This is a genomic window from Flavobacterium kingsejongi (assembly GCF_003076475.1).
GTDB classification, from domain to species: Bacteria; Bacteroidota; Bacteroidia; order Flavobacteriales; family Flavobacteriaceae; genus Flavobacterium; species Flavobacterium kingsejongi.
In genome coordinates this window covers 3311268-3329780 of record NZ_CP020919.1, presented here as the reverse complement: position 1 = coordinate 3329780, position 18513 = coordinate 3311268, and the positions used below count along the sequence as shown (strand labels likewise).

17 protein-coding genes and 1 pseudogene are annotated in these 18513 nt (G+C 40.0%); 8 read left to right on the top strand and 10 right to left on the bottom strand.

The features are described 5' to 3' along the window. Positions 1-2 precede the first annotated feature (2 nt). Together ku and FK004_RS14990 are read right to left on the bottom strand one after the other, a co-directional pair. Positions 3-785, bottom strand: a complete 783-nt coding sequence (ku, locus tag FK004_RS14995) for a non-homologous end joining protein Ku (protein WP_108737985.1) — start codon at positions 783-785, stop codon at positions 3-5. Positions 786-805: 20 nt separating this feature from the next. Then, positions 806-1057 (bottom strand): hypothetical protein, encoded by a 252-nt coding sequence (locus FK004_RS14990; protein WP_108737984.1) that lies wholly within the window; start codon positions 1055-1057, stop codon positions 806-808. 303 nt (positions 1058-1360) lie between these two features. Between FK004_RS14990 and FK004_RS14985 the strand changes: the two are divergent. The 5 genes and pseudogenes from FK004_RS14985 (at position 1361) to FK004_RS14970 (ending at position 7202) form a co-directional block, all read left to right on the top strand. After that, a pseudogene (locus tag FK004_RS14985) lies at positions 1361-2479 on the top strand (vWA domain-containing protein). A 16-nt stretch (positions 2480-2495) separates the two neighbouring features. Next, positions 2496-3959: a sigma 54-interacting transcriptional regulator gene (locus FK004_RS14980; RefSeq protein ID WP_108738867.1), complete on the top strand. Its 1464-nt coding sequence runs from the start codon at positions 2496-2498 to the stop codon at positions 3957-3959. Positions 3960-4308: 349 nt separating this feature from the next. After that, positions 4309-5253 (top strand): PorP/SprF family type IX secretion system membrane protein, encoded by a 945-nt coding sequence (locus tag FK004_RS14975; protein WP_108737983.1) that lies wholly within the window; start codon positions 4309-4311, stop codon positions 5251-5253. A gap of 12 nt (positions 5254-5265) precedes the next feature. Beyond that, a complete protein-coding gene (locus tag FK004_RS19250) occupies positions 5266-5406 on the top strand; it encodes a hypothetical protein (RefSeq protein WP_157956123.1) in 141 nt (46 codons plus the stop codon). Continuing rightward, positions 5367-7202: an OmpA family protein gene (locus tag FK004_RS14970; RefSeq protein WP_475404855.1), complete on the top strand. Its 1836-nt coding sequence runs from the start codon at positions 5367-5369 to the stop codon at positions 7200-7202. The genes FK004_RS19250 and FK004_RS14970 overlap by 40 nt, the downstream gene beginning before the upstream one ends. A 97-nt stretch (positions 7203-7299) precedes the next feature. Here the strand turns inward: FK004_RS14970 and pheT are convergent, their stop codons facing one another. The 5 genes from pheT to FK004_RS14945 all read right to left on the bottom strand — a co-directional run bounded on the left by pheT (position 7300) and on the right by FK004_RS14945 (position 12433). After that, positions 7300-9726, bottom strand: coding sequence for a phenylalanine--tRNA ligase subunit beta (gene pheT, locus FK004_RS14965; RefSeq protein ID WP_108737981.1), 2427 nt, complete (start codon positions 9724-9726; stop codon positions 7300-7302). Positions 9727-9926: 200 nt separating this feature from the next. Beyond that, positions 9927-10424, bottom strand: coding sequence for a DUF4468 domain-containing protein (locus FK004_RS14960; protein ID WP_108737980.1), 498 nt, complete (start codon positions 10422-10424; stop codon positions 9927-9929). Positions 10425-10485: 61 nt separating this feature from the next. Then, on the bottom strand, positions 10486-10881 hold the full coding sequence (locus FK004_RS14955) for an ExbD/TolR family protein (protein ID WP_108737979.1): 396 nt from the start codon (positions 10879-10881) through the stop codon (positions 10486-10488). Next, entirely contained in the window at positions 10862-11578 is a 717-nt protein-coding gene (locus tag FK004_RS14950; RefSeq protein ID WP_170108584.1) for a MotA/TolQ/ExbB proton channel family protein, read from the bottom strand. The genes FK004_RS14955 and FK004_RS14950 overlap by 20 nt, the downstream gene beginning before the upstream one ends. Positions 11579-11851: 273 nt before the next feature. After that, positions 11852-12433, bottom strand: a complete 582-nt coding sequence (locus FK004_RS14945) for a helix-turn-helix domain-containing protein (RefSeq protein WP_108737977.1) — start codon at positions 12431-12433, stop codon at positions 11852-11854. Between the two features lie 149 nt (positions 12434-12582). On the opposite strand from FK004_RS14945, the gene FK004_RS14940 reads away from it, so the two are divergent. Continuing rightward, on the top strand, positions 12583-13785 hold the full coding sequence (locus tag FK004_RS14940; protein WP_108737976.1) for an IS256 family transposase: 1203 nt from the start codon (positions 12583-12585) through the stop codon (positions 13783-13785). Here FK004_RS14940 and FK004_RS14935 read toward each other — a convergent pair. Further along, positions 13782-14993, bottom strand: coding sequence for an IS256 family transposase (locus FK004_RS14935; RefSeq protein WP_108735429.1), 1212 nt, complete (start codon positions 14991-14993; stop codon positions 13782-13784). The two genes, FK004_RS14940 and FK004_RS14935, sit on opposite strands and share 4 nt — an antisense overlap. A gap of 329 nt (positions 14994-15322) precedes the next feature. On the opposite strand from FK004_RS14935, the gene FK004_RS14930 reads away from it, so the two are divergent. Continuing rightward, positions 15323-15550 (top strand): hypothetical protein, encoded by a 228-nt coding sequence (locus FK004_RS14930; protein ID WP_108737975.1) that lies wholly within the window; start codon positions 15323-15325, stop codon positions 15548-15550. A gap of 1 nt (position 15551) precedes the next feature. Here FK004_RS14930 and FK004_RS14925 read toward each other — a convergent pair whose 3' ends face one another. Both FK004_RS14925 and FK004_RS14920 read right to left on the bottom strand, forming a co-directional pair. Continuing rightward, a complete protein-coding gene (locus FK004_RS14925) occupies positions 15552-15974 on the bottom strand; it encodes a DUF3995 domain-containing protein (protein WP_108737974.1) in 423 nt (140 codons plus the stop codon). Between the two features lie 12 nt (positions 15975-15986). Then, positions 15987-16664 carry an MgtC/SapB family protein gene (locus FK004_RS14920; RefSeq protein ID WP_108737973.1) on the bottom strand — a complete coding sequence of 226 codons (678 nt, stop codon included), beginning with the start codon at positions 16662-16664 and terminating at the stop codon, positions 15987-15989. Positions 16665-17016: 352 nt separating this feature from the next. Here FK004_RS14920 and FK004_RS14915 point away from each other — a divergent pair, with 352 nt between their 5' ends. Further along, positions 17017-18483: a glycoside hydrolase family 130 protein gene (locus tag FK004_RS14915; protein WP_108737972.1), complete on the top strand. Its 1467-nt coding sequence runs from the start codon at positions 17017-17019 to the stop codon at positions 18481-18483. Positions 18484-18513: the final 30 nt, after the last annotated feature.

Sequence of the window (18513 nt, the reverse complement as noted above, 5' to 3'; positions counted from 1 at the left end):
GCCTAATTTTTTAGCGCCTCAATACTGGCTTTCAATTGTTCCAGCAAATCATCTGAAGCAGCGTTTTCTTTTTTTGACTTTACGGGTTTTGCCTCCTTTTTTTCGGTTTTGACTTTGGATTTCTTCTGGATCATATCCAGCAGTTCCTTTTTATAAGTGTCCTTATATTTTTCCGGTTCAAATTTTTCGGTCAGCTGGTCTACAATACTGATGGCCATGTCGAGTTCTTTTTTTGAAACGGTACTCTTGCCCGGGATTTTAGCTTCATGGGGATCCCTCAGGTCTTCGTCAAAACGCATTTGGATCAGCAGGATGACATCATCTTCCACTTTTAAAATCCCCAAATGTTCAGTTGTACGGATGACAAATTTAGCCAGCCCTACTTTTTCCGTTTTTTTCAGGGCCTCACGGAGCAGGGTATAGGTCTTTTGGGCTTCCTTTGCCGGTTCAACGATATACGGTTTCTCCAGATATTTGGAAGGGATTTCCTCTTCTTTGACAAATTCGAAAATATCAATCGTCTGGGTCTTTTCAGGCGCAGCCTTAGCAAAATCAGCTTTATCGAGGATAATATAATCGCCGTTCTCTTTTCTATAGCCTTTGGCAATATCATCCCAGGAAACTTCCTTACCGTCTTTTTTACACACCCGCACATATTGTATCGCACATTGATCCTTCTTCCGGATCATGTCAAAATCAATGCGATGGGTGGTGGCTCCGCTATAGAGCCGTACCGGGATATTGACCAGTCCAAAACTGATCCCGCCTTTCCATATTGCTTTCATACTTATTTTTTTAGTCCCGTTTACCGGATGTTGGTATAATGGTTGTCGTATACCGGTTCTTTACGCTGCTGGCTTTCCTGGAGGTATCCCGAAAGTCCCCGGTATAATAAAGCCCCTGCAGTAATCGTTTCCAGTATATTGCGGTCTTCTTTTTTGCGAAGTGCTTTATAAAGCAGGTAACCACCCGCTGCGATCATCAGGAGTCGCTGTTTTTTTGAGATATGGTCTTCAGTGCTGGGCACCATTGAAGTAATGAGAGTAGTAATGTCCATGATATAAAATTTTGAGTTTATGAGATAGGGTTTCCGCTCCATCAGATGGCAATCATCCGGATTGGTGCCAAAAACCAGTCCTACTTACAAAGTTTACCTTATTCTATTGAAATTTTATTACATGCTTTTTATAAAAAATTACAGCATTGCCATATTTTTTGTGTTTTGTTATAGGAGCGTTTAATTTATGCTAAAAAGGAGATAAAACCGTAGGATACACCGCTTGATAGCAGCATTTCTTTAACTAAAAATTAATAATTTTTATAGGCTGGCGCACTGGATAAACGCTTAATTTTAATCACTATGGAAGCAAACAAAAAGAAAGGGTTTATATTCAGGCAATATGAAGCTCCTAATCTGTCTCCGTTTGATAAACTTTTCGAAATTTTTACGGAACTGATTACACACACTTCGGGTGATCTGGACGAGGCTTTAGAATGGCTTCGGGAGTTGGATAAAGAATATAAACTTACGGATGAAAAATATACGATAGACGATTTTATCGAAGACCTCAAGAAAAAAGGATACATCCGGGATGAAATCAAAGATGATGGCTCCGGAGGCCTAAAAATAACAGCCAAAACAGAGCGGTCGATCCGTCAGCAGGCCTTAAATCAAATTTTTGGCAACCTCAAAAAAAGCGGTTCTGGAAATCATAAAACCAAATACTCGGGCAGTGGCGATGAGCATACCGGAGAATTCCGGTAATACCATTTTGGTGATGGCCCGGAGCGTATTTCCCTGACAGAAAGCATCCGGAATGCACAGGTGAATAATGGAATAGATCGTTTTCAGCTGACTGAAAATGATCTTGTCGTTGAAGATTCCCAGTTCAAATCCCAGATGAGTACGGTTTTGATGATCGATATCAGCCATAGTATGATTCTGTATGGGGAAGACCGGATCACACCGGCCAAAAAGGTGGCAATGGCCCTGGCTGAATTAATTACCACCCGATATCCTAAAGACACTTTGGATATCCTGGTCTTTGGCAATGATGCCTGGCCAATCGCAATTAAAGATTTACCCTACTTACAGGTAGGGCCTTACCATACCAATACGGTAGCGGGGCTTGAGCTGGCGATGGATTTGCTACGCAGAAAAAGAAATACCAACAAGCAGATTTTTATGATTACAGATGGTAAGCCAAGCTGCATCCGGGAAAAGGATGGCTCTTACTACATGAACAGTAATGGCCTGGATGAGTATATTGTGGACAAATGTTATACGATGGCACAACAGGCCCGAAAACTGCACATTCCCATTACCACTTTTATGATTGCAAATGATCCATACCTGCAGCGTTTTGTGAACCAGTTTACGGCAGCCAACCAGGGGAAGGCATTTTATACCGGATTAAAAGGACTGGGCGAGATGATTTTTGAAGATTACGAGACCAACAGAAAGAAAAAAATTAAATAATACCCGTAAAGCAATAATGGATACAACAACGATACAAACATTAGGAGCCTTGAAAAAGGCAGGCTATCAAAGCCAGAGTATAAAGGATGAACTTCGTACGAACTTAAGGACTAAAATAAAAAATGGCGAAACTGTTTTTGCCGGAGTATGGGGATTTGAGCATACCGTAATCCCGGAATTGGAACGCGCGATTTTATCCCGCCATAACATCAATTTACTGGGATTGCGCGGACAGGCCAAAACGAGGCTCGCACGGCTGATGGTGGAATTGCTGGATGAATGGATACCGGTAGTGGCAGGTTCGGAAATCAATGATGATCCGTTGCGCCCTGTGTCACGTTACGCATTGGACCTGATTGCAGAAAAGGGTGATGAGACGCCTGTTGCATGGCTCCACCGATCGGAACGTTTTTATGAGAAATTAGCGACTCCGGATGTGACGGTAGCCGATTTGATTGGGGATATTGACCCGATCAAAGCTGCCAATTTAAAATTATCCTATGCCGATGACCGCGTGATCCATTTTGGGATGATTCCACGTGCCAACCGTTGTATATTCGTGATCAACGAGCTTCCCGATTTACAGGCGAGGATCCAGGTCGCACTATTTAATATCCTGCAGGAAGGGGATATCCAGATTCGTGGATTCAAAGTAAGGATGCCTTTAGACCTGCAGTTTATATTTACAGCCAATCCCGAAGATTATACGAATCGCGGTAGTATTGTCACACCTCTGAAAGACCGTATCGGATCACAAATCCTGACGCATTATCCGGAGACTGTAAAAATAGCCAGGACCATCACCGAACAGGAAGCCAACCTGGATGGCCGCCAGAGTGATAGCATCCATGTGCCGTCTTTAGCAAAAGATTTATTGGAGCAAATTAGTTTTGAAGCCCGCGAGAGTGAATTTATCGACTACAAAAGTGGGGTGAGCGCCCGTATGAGTATCACCGCATTTGAAAATTTATTGAGTACCGCAGAACGTCGTGCCTTGCGTTCGGGAGCTGAAAAAACGACCGTGCGCCTGTCAGACTTTATGGGGATTATCCCTGCGATCACCGGTAAGGTAGAGTTGGTGTATGAAGGAGAACAGGAGGGAGCTGCGATGGTTGCAGAGCATCTAATTGGAAATGCCATACAGACCTTTTTCCCTGATTTTTTCCCAAAAATAGAAAAACTCGAACGGCAGAATGACAAAAGCCCGTATCAGGAGGTTATTGACTGGTTCTTTACCGAAAGCGGCTTTGAATTATTGGATGATGCTACCGATGAAGAATATAAAAAACAGCTGGATGCCATTATTCCATTGAAGCAATTGCTTTTAAAATACCAACCTGATACTCCGAAAGAAGATCAGTATTTTATGCGGGAATTCATTTTATGGGGATTGGCACAGTATAAAAAATTAAGCAAAGACCGATTCACAGAAGGCTATCAGTTTAAAGATATTTACGGAAGTTATATCAGTAAATTATAAAATCAAACAAAGCTATTCAAAACCTGTTGCTATTAGTAACAGTTTTTTTTTGTTCTTATTTTGAATAAATTAGAGTATGAAGTATTATTATTTAGATGATTTTCTGATTGTAAGCGATAAATAATAGGTAAATAGTATTGTGGCGTAAATATATTTTGTAATTTTAACATTATTTAAGTGATATTATTAGGGGGTTCTTTTGTGCGGGATGATGAATTTGTATCCATCATTTGAAAAATTAAAGTTATTATCAACTGCAAAAGATACCTACAAAAAAAGTTAAGTTTATACAACGATTAAAAGTAGCGACCTTTATCTGAATGCTGGCTAAAACTTTAAAACATTGAAGATGAATCTAAAATTACTTAAAAAGAGTTTGTACTGCGGTTTTCTTTTTTGGGGTGGAACGCTGATCGCACAGCAGGACTCCCAGTATACACAGTACATGTATAATCCAATTACCATTAATCCAGCTTACGCAGGCTCCCGTGGAGTCATGAGTATTTTTGGTTTATACCGTGCGCAGTGGGTCGGGCTTGATGGAGCACCAAAAACAGGAGCAGCTTCTATACATACTCCTATTTCTGATACGAATGTAGGGATTGGTTTGTCCTTTGTGAATGATCGTATTGGGCCTTCTGATGAAACTAATATCTCCGTAGACATTTCCTATACGGTTCCGGTATCAGAACGATATAAACTCGCCTTTGGGGTTAAAGCCACAGCCAACTTACTCAACGTAGATTATACAAAGCTCAACATCTATAATCCTTCTGATCCAAGATTTCAAAACAATGTTGACAATAAATTCTCTCCTAATATCGGAACCGGGGCATACCTTTATTCTGAAAATACCTATATAGGGCTTTCTGCACCCGCACTGCTACAAACCAAACATTTTGATGAAACGGCCGATTACAATACCTCTTCCAGTTTTGTTGCCAAAGAGCAAATTCATTATTACCTTATGGGGGGGCATGTTTTTGACCTTGCCTACAACCTGAAGTTTAAACCTTCTGCATTGGTGAAAATGACCCAGGGTGCTCCATTGCAGGTCGACCTTTCTGCAAATTTTTTATTCAGTGAAAAATTTACTGCCGGGGTAGCTTACCGTTGGGATGCTGCAGTTAGTGCGTTGGTCGGTTTCCAGGTGTCAGACGGACTATTTATTGGTTATGCTTATGATGCGGAAACAACACGACTGGCCAATTATAATTCAGGATCTCATGAAGTTTTTCTGCGTTTTGAACTTTTTAAAAGCTACGATAAGATCATATCACCTCGATTTTTCTAAAAACCGATTATTATGAAATCAAAAATACTCCTTAGTGCTGTTGCCTTGATTACGCTGCTACAGGATACAGCCAAACTACCCAAATCCGTAAAGCTGATCAGCAATATGATAAACTGGCTTATATCGATGCGATTAAAATTTATGAACGCGTAGCCGAAAAAGGACATAAATCGGTTGATTTGTTTGAGAAACTGGGGAATGCCTATTATTTTAATGCCGAACTCGAGCCCGCGAATAAATGGTATACAGCCCTTTTTGAGCTCAACCAGCCCATAGCCCCAGAATATTATTACCGCTATTCCCAGACCCTCAAATCAGTCGGGGATTATACCAAAGCCAATGCAATGCTCGAAGAGTTCAATACCCGCAGCGGTAATGACCAAAGGGCAAAGTTATATGAAAGCAACAAAGATTACCTGGCCGTCATCAAAGCCAATTCAGGTCGTTTCCGGATTGAAAATGCAGGAATTAACTCTGAATACTCTGACTATGGAACTGCTTTCTTCGATGATCAGCTGGTATTTGCGAGTTCGCGTGAAAAACCAGGGATTACCAAACGGGTCCAGAAATGGAACAATCAGGCTTTTACGACGCTCTATGCCGCTAAGATCAATGGCGATGGGCAGTTGCTAAAGCCGGAGGAGTTTTCCGGTACTATCGATTCCCGGTTTAACGAAGCCACACCGGCATTTACTCCCGATGGGCTTACGATGTATTTTACGCGCAATAATTATAATGACGGTAAAAAGGGAAAAGATAAAAAGGACCAGGTTCTGTTGAAATTATACAAAGCGACACTGGACAATGGGAAATGGAAAAATGTAGTGGAACTTCCTTTTAACAGCAACAATTACAGCACTGCACACCCCGCATTAAGCCCTGACGGGAAAACCCTGTACTTTGCTTCCAATATGCCGGGTACTATGGGGGAATCCGATATTTTTAAAGTGGTGATTAATACCGATGGAAGTTATGGCAAACCCGAAAATCTTGGGATCGCTATTAACACCGAAGGAAAAGAAACATTCCCTTTTGTTTCAGCGGACAATGAATTGTATTTTGCTTCCGATGGGCATCCGGGACTTGGAGGGCTGGATATTTTTGTCTCCAGGATAATGAAAGATAATACACTGGGTAAAGTTGCCAATGTGGGCGCTCCGGTTAACGGGCCAACGGATGACTTTGCTTTTATGATTGATGCAAAATCAAGAAACGGATTCTTTTCTTCCAACCGCGATGGAGGATTGGGATATGATGATATTTATAAATTTACCGAAACCCGTAAGTTAAGTTGTGAACAGTTGCTTGAAGGAACCATAACGGATAGTGATACCAAAACGCCATTAGCCAATGCCAAAGTCATAGTGCTCGACGATCACATGAAAATAATCAAAGAATCCTATGCCGATGAACAAGGCTACTATTCCTGGGACGGAGCTAATTGTGATGTAGTTTATTATGTACGGGCCCAGCACCCACAGTATGAAACCAAAGAAGAAAAAGTAACGATCCCGGCAACTTCCGGAAAAACAGACGGATCTATTGCGTTGGATAAAAATATTAAAACAGCAAAAACCGGAACGGATTTGGCAACATTATTCCGTATCAGCATCATTTACTTCGACCTGGACAAATCCAATATACGCCCCGACGCGGCGCTCGACATCAGCAAAGTTGTGGAAGTGATGAAGGAGTATCCCAATATGAAAATTGCTATTGCCTCGCATACCGACAGTAGGGCTTCCAGGGCTTATAATATGAAACTGTCAGAGCGAAGAGCACAGGCCACTTTAGAATATATGGTACAATCCGGAATCAGCAGGGATCGGTTAACAGCAAAAGGATATGGGGAAACACAATTGGTGAATGGCTGTGCAGACGGAGTGCCTTGTACCGAAGCGCAACATCAGGAAAACCGCAGAAGCCAGTTTATCATCACCTCAATGTAATTTAAGGCAAAATAAAAAGATCCAAAATAAACAATGCCCCCAAATCGTGTTTTACTTTTTGGGGGCATGCTTTTATACTATTCTTTTTATGATAGCACTATCGCAGTTGTGCGCCAAGTTGGCTTTCAAAATTCTGGATCAGTTTACTCATTAATTTTTCAATCTGTGCATCTGTCAGTGTTTTGGTACTGTCCTGGATTGCAAAGCTAACGGCATAGGACTTTTTACCTTCCGGTAATTTATCGCCCTGGTACACATCAAAAAGGCTGATTTCTTTCAATAATCCTTTGTCTGTTTGCTTGGCTAAATTATAAATGCTTTCAAACGAAATATTTTCATCAACCAGTAATGCTAAATCACGGCGTACTTCAGGATATTTTGGAATTTCAACAAATTTCGTTTTATTGGAAATTACTTTTAGGATAGCACCCCAGTTGAAATCAGCAAATAAAACTTCCTGCTTGATACTGAAATGTTTCAGGATTGATTTTTTAATCGTTCCAAATTCAACTATTGTCTCATTACCCAATACCAATGCAATTCCTTCTGCGAATACATCGGAAGTAGGCGTTGCAATCTGGGAAGCGGAAATCCCAAGCCTGGAAAGGATGCTGTTTACATATCCTTTGAACAAAAAGAAATCAGATGGTTTGGCTGTTGCCGTCCAGTTTTCTGGCATTTTATCTCCTGTAACGGTAAGTGTCAGGTGTTTATTTTCTTCATATCCGGAAGGAAGCTTGTGATAGCTTTTACCAAATTCGAATAACCTCAGGTCGGCATTTCGCCTGTTGATATTAAAGGAGATCGCTTCCAGGGCAGAGAACAATAACGACTGGCGCATGGCCGATAAATCATTGCTCAACGGATTCAGCATGATCACATTAAATTCTTCACGCAATTGCTCGGATAATTTAATATAGTCCGGTGTGGTAAGCGAATTGGCCATCATCTCATTGAAACCTAAAGAAACCAGTTGATTGGCAATGATATCCTGTACTTTATGGTCTTCTGTACGGGATGAATTGGATATGGAAGCGTTTAGTTTTTGGGTGAACTTCACATTATTATATCCGTAAACACGCAGTATGTCTTCGATGACGTCTATCTCCCGTTGTACATCGACACGGTAGGTAGGAATCAAAAGCCCTAAACCGGCATCTGAGATACTGGTGATTTTTATTTCTAAAGAAGCCAATATATTCTTGATTACTTCTTTGGAAATTTCCTGCCCGATGATCTTAGTTACATTTTTGAAATTCAGGAAAACTGAAAAATCTTCGATCTTCTTTGGATAAAGGTCAACGATATCGGATGTGATTTCACCACCAGCCAATTCTTTAATCAGGTTTGCTGCTCTTTTCAGGGCGTATTCTGTGATTGATGGATCGATTCCACGTTCAAAACGGAAGGAAGCATCAGTACTTAATCCTTGTCTTTTGGCTGTTTTGCGGATGCATACCGGATTAAAATACGCACTTTCTAAAAATATAGTACTGGTATTTTCATTCACGGCAGAATTCTTACCACCAAAAACACCGGCGATAGCCATCGGGCCTTCCTCGTGGCAAATCATCAGGTCATCTTCGTGCAGTATGCGTTCCACATCATCCAGTGTGGTAAATTTTGTACCCGCAGGAAGTGTCTTAACGCTTATTTTATTTCCTTTTATCTTAGCCGCATCAAACGCATGCAGGGGTTGTCCCAGCTCGTGCAATACATAGTTCGTTACGTCAACAATATTATTTTTGGGTGTTAGGCCGATCGCTTTCAACCGGTTTTGAAGCCATTCCGGAGAAGGTTTTATAGAAACGCCTGAAATGGTTACCCCGCAATAGCGTGGCACCAATTTAGAATCCTGGATATTAACATCAATTTTCAAGGTTCTTTTATCAACTCTGAAGCTGCTCACAGAAGGAGTGATCAGCTCGGTGTGTACATTGCGTTGTGTCAGTCCTGCTTTCAGGTCCCGTGCAACACCCCAGTGACTCATGGCATCTGCCCGGTTTGGTGTCAGGCCAATTTCAAAAACTTCATCGTTTTCAATGTTATAGATTTTGGCAACCAGGGTACCCGGTTTTAAGTCCGGAGATAATACGATGATACCCTCATGGCTTCCGCCCAGGCCTAATTCATCTTCCGCACACAGCATACCGTGGCTTTCTTCCCCGCGGATCTTTCCTTTTTTAATTTGAAAAGCGGCGCCCTCCTTATCATAAAGTGTGGTGCCAATTGTAGCTACTGCCACTTTTTGCCCTGCAGCAACATTAGGGGCGCCACAAACAATTTGAACTGGTGGATTACCATCGCCCAAATCTACTGTAGTAAGGCTTAATTTGTCTGCATTCGGGTGTTGGATGCAGGTCAATACATGACCCACAACAATGCCTTCCAGGCCGCCTTTTACAGATTGATAGGCATCGACTCCTTCAACTTCCAAACCTAAATCGGTTAATAATGATGATATTTCACCTGATTTCCAGTCTGTTTTGATGAATTGCTTGAGCCAATTGTAAGATATTTTCATTTGTGTATTGGATGTTTTTTTGCTAAGTGAGCAAAGATAACAATTGCATTTTGCAGTTGAAAAAAAATAGTTACTTTTCTCAGTATTTTTAACCACTTTTTCCGGAGTGAAAACTACGGATGCTATTGTTTTTTGCGATGCATTTTATGGGGTGTGCAGTATTTTACCTGCTGTGGTGGCTATAGCCGCTTCTTTATGAGTTAGATACCAAAAACATAGTTGTAATGGGATCGTGCAATCGCATTTACAGTATATTCCAGTGAGGACTTTACATCGGCATAGTCATCCTTGATGTTTCCGTTGCTCAGGAAATAATCGGCGATCTGTGTTTTTGTAAGCGTATTGATGGTATAGATTTCGTCTACGCGAAAGTAAAAGGTATACAAACCATCGACAAATTCGATTTTGAGATTGTATTTGATCTTGTAATAATACGTTTCCCCAAGGCTGCGGAAAAAGAAAGCATTGTTTTTAAACGCGTCAATGGTCAGCTGCTGTCCTTCGATTTCCTGGAATTCGGTTTCGGTCTGGTAATAACCACGCATCCAGTCTTTGGAATTGGTAAAAATCTGGAAGGCGCTGTTTTGCGGTACTTCCACTTTTAGCGGCTCAAAGCCTTTTGCGGTTAGTACCATTTTTTGCTGTGCCGCAGCGGTAAAGGCATAAAAGAAGAATAACAGTAGTATTTTTGTACGCATCCGATTGTAGTTTTACCAAATTTAAGTAAAAAAGCCCCATTTAAGAAATGAGGCTTCGGTTTTATTTTTTGCTGGTGGCCAGTACAAATTTCAGGTTCAGTTTGACCCCGATCTGAAGTAAATCAACCAAATCCTGTACCTGAAGGTTATAAGGAATACGGATGATTACCGTTTGTTCGGCTCCGGCAGCTGCTTTGGCTTTTAGCTGTGCTTCGATATCGCTGAAGGCAACTTCCTGCTTGTCGATAAAGTAATGTTTATCTTCGGTGACAGAAAGACTGATATGCTGTTTGTTCGTTTGCTGGTTTGCTTCTGATTTCGGCAATGTCATCTTGATCACATTGGGATTCGCAAGGGTAGAAATAATCAGGAAGAATAATAGTAAAAAGAACATGATATCACTCAGCGATGATGTGGCAACTTCTGCAGCAAATCGTTTATTCCTTTTTATTCTCATAGCTTGGTTGTTGGATAATATTAATAAATTCTAAAACTTGTTTCTGTACGTTCAGCGAAAAGTTATCAATCATTACGTTGAAGATATGGTAGGCAGAGTAGGCGATAACCCCTACTACAAGTCCGGCACCGGAACTGATCATTTTTTCATAAAGCCCTCCGGAAATATTTCCGATACTAATATTCTCGGTTACAGAAATACTATAGAAAATCTTGATAACTCCGGAAATTGTACCGATAAATCCTAAAATAGGCGCAATACCGGAAATAAGCCCTAAGTACCCTAATTTTTTCTCCATCTCACCAATTTCAATATTAGCGGATTTTTCCATTTTGGATTCAATCTCATTGATCGGCCTTCCAATAGTGGAGATTCCTGCCTGCAGCACATTTGAAGCTGCCGAATTGTCCCGGTAGCATACGGCCAGTGCAGCATCAATTTTACCGGCATTCAGCTGGCTTTTTACGTCATTCAGTAAACGGGCATCCTGTTTGGTTGCTTTGTTAATGAACATGATACGTTCTATAATAAGGTATATGGTATAAAATAACAATAGGATAATAGGATAGATGAATACACCCCCTTTTAAAAGAAAGCTTAAAGCTGAAACTTCCTGTCCCGTTGCAACACCGTCTAAAACAGTATTTGTTGTTGCTGCTGCCAACGTATCAGCCTGTAAAAAAAATGTTGAAAATATCATAAACAGAGGTATTGATTTTTGATGTTATTGCAGGATTGGGATTCATACGACAGGAAACGACCGAACGTCCTGCTGCCATTACTACCGGCTCCTTACCTGTGACAAAAATAGCTTTTTTTTGTTACCGTTAAAATTATAACGAAAATTTTTAGGATAAAGTATTTTACTTTCTTTTTTGATCCCAAAAGGGACTTTGAAATTTGCATTTGAGGCACCGGATTACGGGAAAATACCCTCTAATTGGCCCTCCTGATAGTATGCGAAACAAGGTTATGCAGGAGTACGTATTGTATGCCCTGTTTTCAATTCCAGCTCTTTCTTGTATTTGGACGGTGAGACCCCGGTTTTCTGTTTGAAGATCCTGTTAAAACTCGCTTTAGACTGGAAACCACATTCATAGGCAATCCCTACCAGCGTATATTTGTCTGAATCCAAAGCGCCCATTCGTTCAATCACTTCGGCCATCCGGTAGTTGTTAATCAGGTTATAGAAATTGATCTTTATATGCTGGTTCAGCAATTCGGATAATTTTTTATTTGAAATTCCCATGGTTTCCGAGAGTTCCGTCAGGCTAAGGGTATCATTGCGGTAAAGTTTTTTGTGTTCCAGGATATCGAATAATTTTTTTTTCAGGCGTTCTATTTCGGCTATTGGATAATGGTCGAGTTGGCGTATAACCGCTTTTGGAGGTGGTGCCGGAGCGGTTGGATCCCCGACTGTTGTGATAGAAAGGCGCTGCAACAGGAATTCCGGAAGCAGGATTTGGGACTGGAACATGCCTTTGTAGCCGAGATAGGTATAGAGTGCCACGAAAGAAAAGGCAATAAGGGTTCCGATATTCCAGAGAATCACCGGGAAATAGGGGAGTAGTCGTTAGATTGTGTAAACGTAGAAATTGATTTTAATTTGATTTGAGATTTTAAGGCTTAGCCAAAAAACAACAGATCATTAAGTATAGAATTTAAAAGAACTACATTTAAATAATTTAAAAAGAGCGGATTATGATCGAAGATGGTAAATTACCCAAAGATTTTGCAAAGCAATTTAAAAACAAAGAAGACTTCCATACTTTTTTTCAAGACCTGTATAAACAAGGCATTGAACAGCTACTCCAGGGAGAATTGGATGCTCATCTGGGATATGAGAAGCATAATATTGACGGATACAATACAGGCAATAGCCGTAATGGTTCTTTCTCAAAGAATATAAAATCAGAGACTTTGGGCAATATGGTCCTGGCTATTCCCCGGGATAGAAATGGTGAATTCGAGCCTCAGGTCATCGGAAAAGGCCAATCGATGAGTGAAAAGATTGAAGATGCTATTTTAGGAATGTACAGTCGTGGAATGACCCGTAGTGATATTGTAGAACAAGTTAAAGAAGTTTATGGGATATCAGTAAGTGAGTCCACGATTTCGACCATCTCTGATAGAATACTGGCTGATGTTGATTTATGGACTAAAAGGGCTTTAGAACCACAGTATCTGATTGTTTGGATGGATGCTGTGCATATGAAAGTAAGAACAGATGGGAAATATGAAAACCATGCAATTTACATTGTAATCGGACTAAAAACAGATGGTAAGAAAGAAGTATTAGGAATGTGGCTAAATAAAGAAGAGTCGGCTTCATTTTGGATGACTGTACTCTCTGACATAAAATCTCGTGGAGTAAAGGATATTCTCATTGCCTGTACAGATAACCTTACCGGATTTACAAAAGCTATCAGAGGTGTTTTTCCAAATACAGAATCCCAGCTTTGCATTGTTCATCAAATAAGGAATAGCCTTAAGTTTGTAGTAGTTAAGGATAGAAAAGCATTTTGCAGTGCAATGAAAGAAGTATATACTGCAATAAATCAGGAAGAAGCCGTTTTAGCTCTGGCTGAATTTAAAAAAAACTGGGAAGCAAAATATAAATATGCCGTTTGCTCCTGGGAAAAGAATTGGGAAAATCTCATGCCTTTTTTGGCCTATCCTGCTGAAATCAGGAAAATAATGTACACCACAAATACAATAGAAAACTTAAACAGGGGAATTAGAAAATATACCAAAACAAAAGTGCAGTTCCCAGATGAAAAAAGCGTCAAGAAATCAGTCTATTTAGCAATACAAAATTGTGAAAAAAGCTGGATAAATGCAATACCAAGCTGGGGATTAATCATGAATCGAGACTGGTCGAAATTTTGTGTAAACAGTTCTTAGTGTTTAATATTACACCTTTCTCCAAATATGACCAAGAACTGATTCATGATTAATCCCCAGCTTGGTATTGCATTTATCCAGCTTTTTTCACAATTTTGTATTGCTAAATAGACTGATTTCTTGACGCTTTTTTCATCTGGGAACTGCACTTTTGTTTTGGTATATTTTCTAATTCCCCTGTTTAAGTTTTCTATTGTATTTGTGGTGTACATTATTTTCCTGATTTCAGCAGGATAGGCCAAAAAAGGCATGAGATTTTCCCAATTCTTTTCCCAGGAGCAAACGGCATATTTATATTTTGCTTCCCAGTTTTTTTTAAATTCAGCCAGAGCTAAAACGGCTTCTTCCTGATTTATTGCAGTATATACTTCTTTCATTGCACTGCAAAATGCTTTTCTATCCTTAACTACTACAAACTTAAGGCTATTCCTTATTTGATGAACAATGCAAAGCTGGGATTCTGTATTTGGAAAAACACCTCTGATAGCTTTTGTAAATCCGGTAAGGTTATCTGTACAGGCAATGAGAATATCCTTTACTCCACGAGATTTTATGTCAGAGAGTACAGTCATCCAAAATGAAGCCGACTCTTCTTTATTTAGCCACATTCCTAATACTTCTTTCTTACCATCTGTTTTTAGTCCGATTACAATGTAAATTGCATGGTTTTCATATTTCCCATCTGTTCTTACTTTCATATGCACAGCATCCATCCAAACAATCAGATACTGTGGTTCTAAAGCCCTTTTAGTCCATAAATCAACATCAGCCAGTATTCTATCAGAGATGGTCGAAATCGTGGACTCACTTACTGATATCCCATAAACTTCTTTAACTTGTTCTACAATATCACTACGGGTCATTCCACGACTGTACATTCCTAAAATAGCATCTTCAATCTTTTCACTCATCGATTGGCCTTTTCCGATGACCTGAGGCTCGAATTCACCATTTCTATCCCGGGGAATAGCCAGGACCATATTGCCCAAAGTCTCTGATTTTATATTCTTTGAGAAAGAACCATTACGGCTATTGCCTGTATTGTATCCGTCAATATTATGCTTCTCATATCCCAGATGAGCATCCAATTCTCCCTGGAGTAGCTGTTCAATGCCTTGTTTATACAGGTCTTGAAAAAAAGTATGGAAGTCTTCTTTGTTTTTAAATTGCTTTGCAAAATCTTTGGGTAATTTACCATCTTCGATCATAATCCGCTCTTTTTAAATTATTTAAATGTAGTTCTTTTAAATTCTATACTTAATGATCTGTTGTTTTTTGGCTAAGCCTTAAAATCTCAAATCAAATTAAAATCAATTTCTACGTTTACACAATCTAACGACTACTCCCGCAAAGGCGTGACAAGAAGCGTAGAAGGTATAGCAATATTTCATATAGCGGCACTTGAAAAAAAATTTCATTCAAGCATACCATAGCATAAATTCAATACTGATGTATTAAATTTGCATTTTCAATTCCTGTAATGGGATTGTAGTATTCCGTAAAATAAAAATAGTGTTGCAGTATTAAAACAATTACAATGGCTTCAAAAACAAAAAAACTAACGGAGATTTTACTCCTTAAAGATATGTCAATCCACAAAGTACAGTTTGATACTGAATGGTTTTATGCGCTTGAAGATATGGCTTTTTACCTTAAAGAAGACTTATCGGAAGTAGAAACGGTTCAACTGCCTGTAGTGTATGATGGGATCAGGATCCTGACCCCATGTGCTACGTTGGAAGATATCGAGCGCGGTCGTCCGTAATTTATTCGATGAGTACCATCAGAATGCAGTTCAGCCCAATGAGTACACATAGGGGCGAATAATAGCGGGTATCATTTTTGGCAAAAAGAGTGCTTTGTATCTTTTTAAAAAAGCCCACAAATTTAAAATCTCCAATAGCCCTTCCCAAAAATAGGATTCCTATAGCAATCGTGATATACTGGATATACCGGCGTTCGACATATGGATCAATAATACCATAATTGCACATAATGATAAAAGCAAAAAGCATGAGTACGGCCGCAACAGCTGCTTTTGCAAAAGTGCTGGGATGTTTTGGCGAATGTTCGGGGGACAGGGAAGGCAATACAGCATTCATGCCAAAATTACCACCCATGGCCCAAAATACATGAAGGAAAGCCAGCATAATTAGTAGTACAGCATTTAATAAGATCAGGAATATCATACGCTTTGTTTTTTAGGTTGTGATCCATTCTATTTTTTTGATTGCTTCGATCGAATGCAATTCTTTTATTATTTCTGCCATTTTAATTTTATTGATACTATTGAATTGTACCTGTATTTCGTAGTGCTTGTCACTTTTGTTCATGGAGAAATTGGGAAAATCCAAAAACTTATTGTCCATAATCTTCTCAATAATAACTTTGGAGTCGGCAGATGGGAATGCGGTAATGACAAGGGTTTTCTTTTTGTACCGGGTAGCAATCCTGCGCTGTACCGGTTGTAGCAGCCATAAAATAACCAAGGCTAATACGGTAGAGATTCCAGCGGCATAATACATTCCTCCTCCGGCAGCGAGGCCAATTGCAGCAACGGTCCACAATCCGGAAGCGGTGGTTAATCCCCTTACAGTACCCGGACGCAAAAAGAGTATGGTTCCGGCACCAAGGAACCCGATCCCACTGATTACCTGAGCGGCCACACGGGAGGGGTCAAGAGTAACATGGTCATTATTCAGGACATCGGAGAAGCCATAACAGGATACAATCATGGTTAATGAAGCACCCAGACAGACCATCATGTGGGTTCGCATCCCTGCTGCCCAGTCTTTTCGTTCCCGTTCCAGTCCGATAATAGCTCCCAAACCCGCAGCCATAATAAGACGCAGGGTAACTTCTGTCCAGATTAATTCCATGATTTAATAAAGTATTGTAGATTTTTTAGGCTATTAAATTTAGTAATAAGAAATCCGAATACTGTTAAATATAGTATATAATTTAAGGTACGGTTCCGGATAACGAAGCCTTATGCTGCGCATGAACTGCGTAAACCCGGTAAATAACTAAGGGTACATCAGTAGGCTTCAGCACGATAACCACGTAATGAATCCCGTGGATAATTGCGTTATAGGCTGCCGATCTGATTTTTCTCTTAAATTTAAGATTCACAACCATGGTTTTTCGGTCAGAAATCGTACTTTAGAATATTGAAAATTATGGGGCCTTGTGTAGGCCTCACTGTATATTAATTTGCAAAATTAACCCCTTATGAGATTATCCGTAGAAAGAAAGCCGGTAAAGGTAACTCCAGATGCAAGACGCGTTATAGCACGTTATTTTTTTAATGGTGAAGAACGCGCCATTGAGCTGATCAAGAAAGTACTGGAACTGGAAGATGACATGGTATTTTCAATTTTATCCCCATTACTGCAGGACTTTTCAAAACGGCATCGTAACATCACCAAAAAACTGATGCACCATTGCGAACGCATAAAGCCTTACATTGAAAAATTAGGAATTGACTATGAGACACTGAATTATAATACGAAACTATTAATAGGCTCTTATTTTACGCATGAATACTCGATTGAGTCTGCTGCTTTTTTCAATCCTTCGATCGTGCCTGATCCGGACCAGACGAATCTGGAAGAAGGGCAACTTCGCGTTTTGATTAGCTTTAGGGCAGTAGGTGAGGGCCATGTTTCTTCTGTAGTATTCCGGAGAGCCTTAATCGACCGCTATAATAATATTACAGTGATTCCAGCAGGAAATTATATTGATGAAGCCGAAAAGATTCACAATATGATTTACAACAAGAAACTCTTCCTGAAAAAAGGTGAGGAAGCTGAAATCAATCCTGATTTCCTGAAAACAGTGGATTCCCAGCTTGGAGATCGTTTTGATTACGAAAGTTTAAAACGCCTTGTGTTGGAAGCCAAAGACAAGGAAGTTGATGTCAAGACGAACAACCAGTTCAACCAGATCCTGGCATTATCCGACAGTTATCGCAAGATTTGTTTTTCAAAAGATACCGATATTAGTGATCGTGTGATTTTCCCTATTTCTGACTTTGAACGCAAAGGAATTGAAGATGCACGTTTTGTAAAATTCACAAAAGAGAACGGGGTAGTAGTCTATTATGCTACGTATACCGCCTATGATGGTGCGCATATTATGCCGAAATTACTGCATACCTATGACTTTTATGATTTTAAAACCAGCCCGCTGAACGGCGATGGGGCACAAAATAAAAATCTGGCGTTGTTCCCGAGAAAAATAAATGGTAAATATGTGATGATGTCGCGTATTGATGGCTGGAATAATTACCTGATGTATTCTGACCATATTAATATCTGGGAAAACCCGATCAAAATACAAAGCCCTAAATATCCATGGGAATTAGTCCAAATTGGAAATTGTGGTTCTCCAATTGAAACGGAATACGGATGGCTGATTATGACCCATGCGGTAGGGCCTATGCGACGCTATTGTATCGGGGCCTCACTTTTGGATATTGATAATCCTGAAATTGAAATCGGAAGGTTAAAAGAACCACTGATCATGCCTAATCCGGATGAACGAGAAGGGTATGTACCTAACGTTGTGTACTCCTGTGGTTCGATTATCCACAACGGCGAATTGATTATACCTTATGGCTTATCAGACCACAGTTCGGGCTTTGCTACGGTAGACCTGAATTTATTACTGGACCGACTCCGAAGTGACGGACAATAAAAACAGATCATTTCGTACGATAAAAAAACT

Coding starts and splice junctions, on each gene's coding strand:
- ku (WP_108737985.1), bottom strand. CDS start 785: ATGAAAGCAATATGGAAAGGCGGGATCAGTTTTGGACTGGTCAATATC.
- FK004_RS14990 (WP_108737984.1), bottom strand. CDS start 1,057: ATGGACATTACTACTCTCATTACTTCAATGGTGCCCAGCACTGAAGAC.
- FK004_RS14980 (WP_108738867.1), top strand. CDS start 2,496: ATGGATACAACAACGATACAAACATTAGGAGCCTTGAAAAAGGCAGGC.
- FK004_RS14975 (WP_108737983.1), top strand. CDS start 4,309: ATGAATCTAAAATTACTTAAAAAGAGTTTGTACTGCGGTTTTCTTTTT.
- FK004_RS19250 (WP_157956123.1), top strand. CDS start 5,266: ATGAAATCAAAAATACTCCTTAGTGCTGTTGCCTTGATTACGCTGCTA.
- pheT (WP_108737981.1), bottom strand. CDS start 9,726: ATGAAAATATCTTACAATTGGCTCAAGCAATTCATCAAAACAGACTGG.
- FK004_RS14960 (WP_108737980.1), bottom strand. CDS start 10,424: ATGCGTACAAAAATACTACTGTTATTCTTCTTTTATGCCTTTACCGCT.
- FK004_RS14955 (WP_108737979.1), bottom strand. CDS start 10,881: ATGAGAATAAAAAGGAATAAACGATTTGCTGCAGAAGTTGCCACATCA.
- FK004_RS14940 (WP_108737976.1), top strand. CDS start 12,583: ATGATCGAAGATGGTAAATTACCCAAAGATTTTGCAAAGCAATTTAAA.
- FK004_RS14935 (WP_108735429.1), bottom strand. CDS start 14,993: ATGATCGAAGATGGTAAATTACCCAAAGATTTTGCAAAGCAATTTAAA.
- FK004_RS14930 (WP_108737975.1), top strand. CDS start 15,323: ATGGCTTCAAAAACAAAAAAACTAACGGAGATTTTACTCCTTAAAGAT.
- FK004_RS14925 (WP_108737974.1), bottom strand. CDS start 15,974: ATGATATTCCTGATCTTATTAAATGCTGTACTACTAATTATGCTGGCT.
- FK004_RS14920 (WP_108737973.1), bottom strand. CDS start 16,664: ATGGAATTAATCTGGACAGAAGTTACCCTGCGTCTTATTATGGCTGCG.
- FK004_RS14915 (WP_108737972.1), top strand. CDS start 17,017: ATGAGATTATCCGTAGAAAGAAAGCCGGTAAAGGTAACTCCAGATGCA.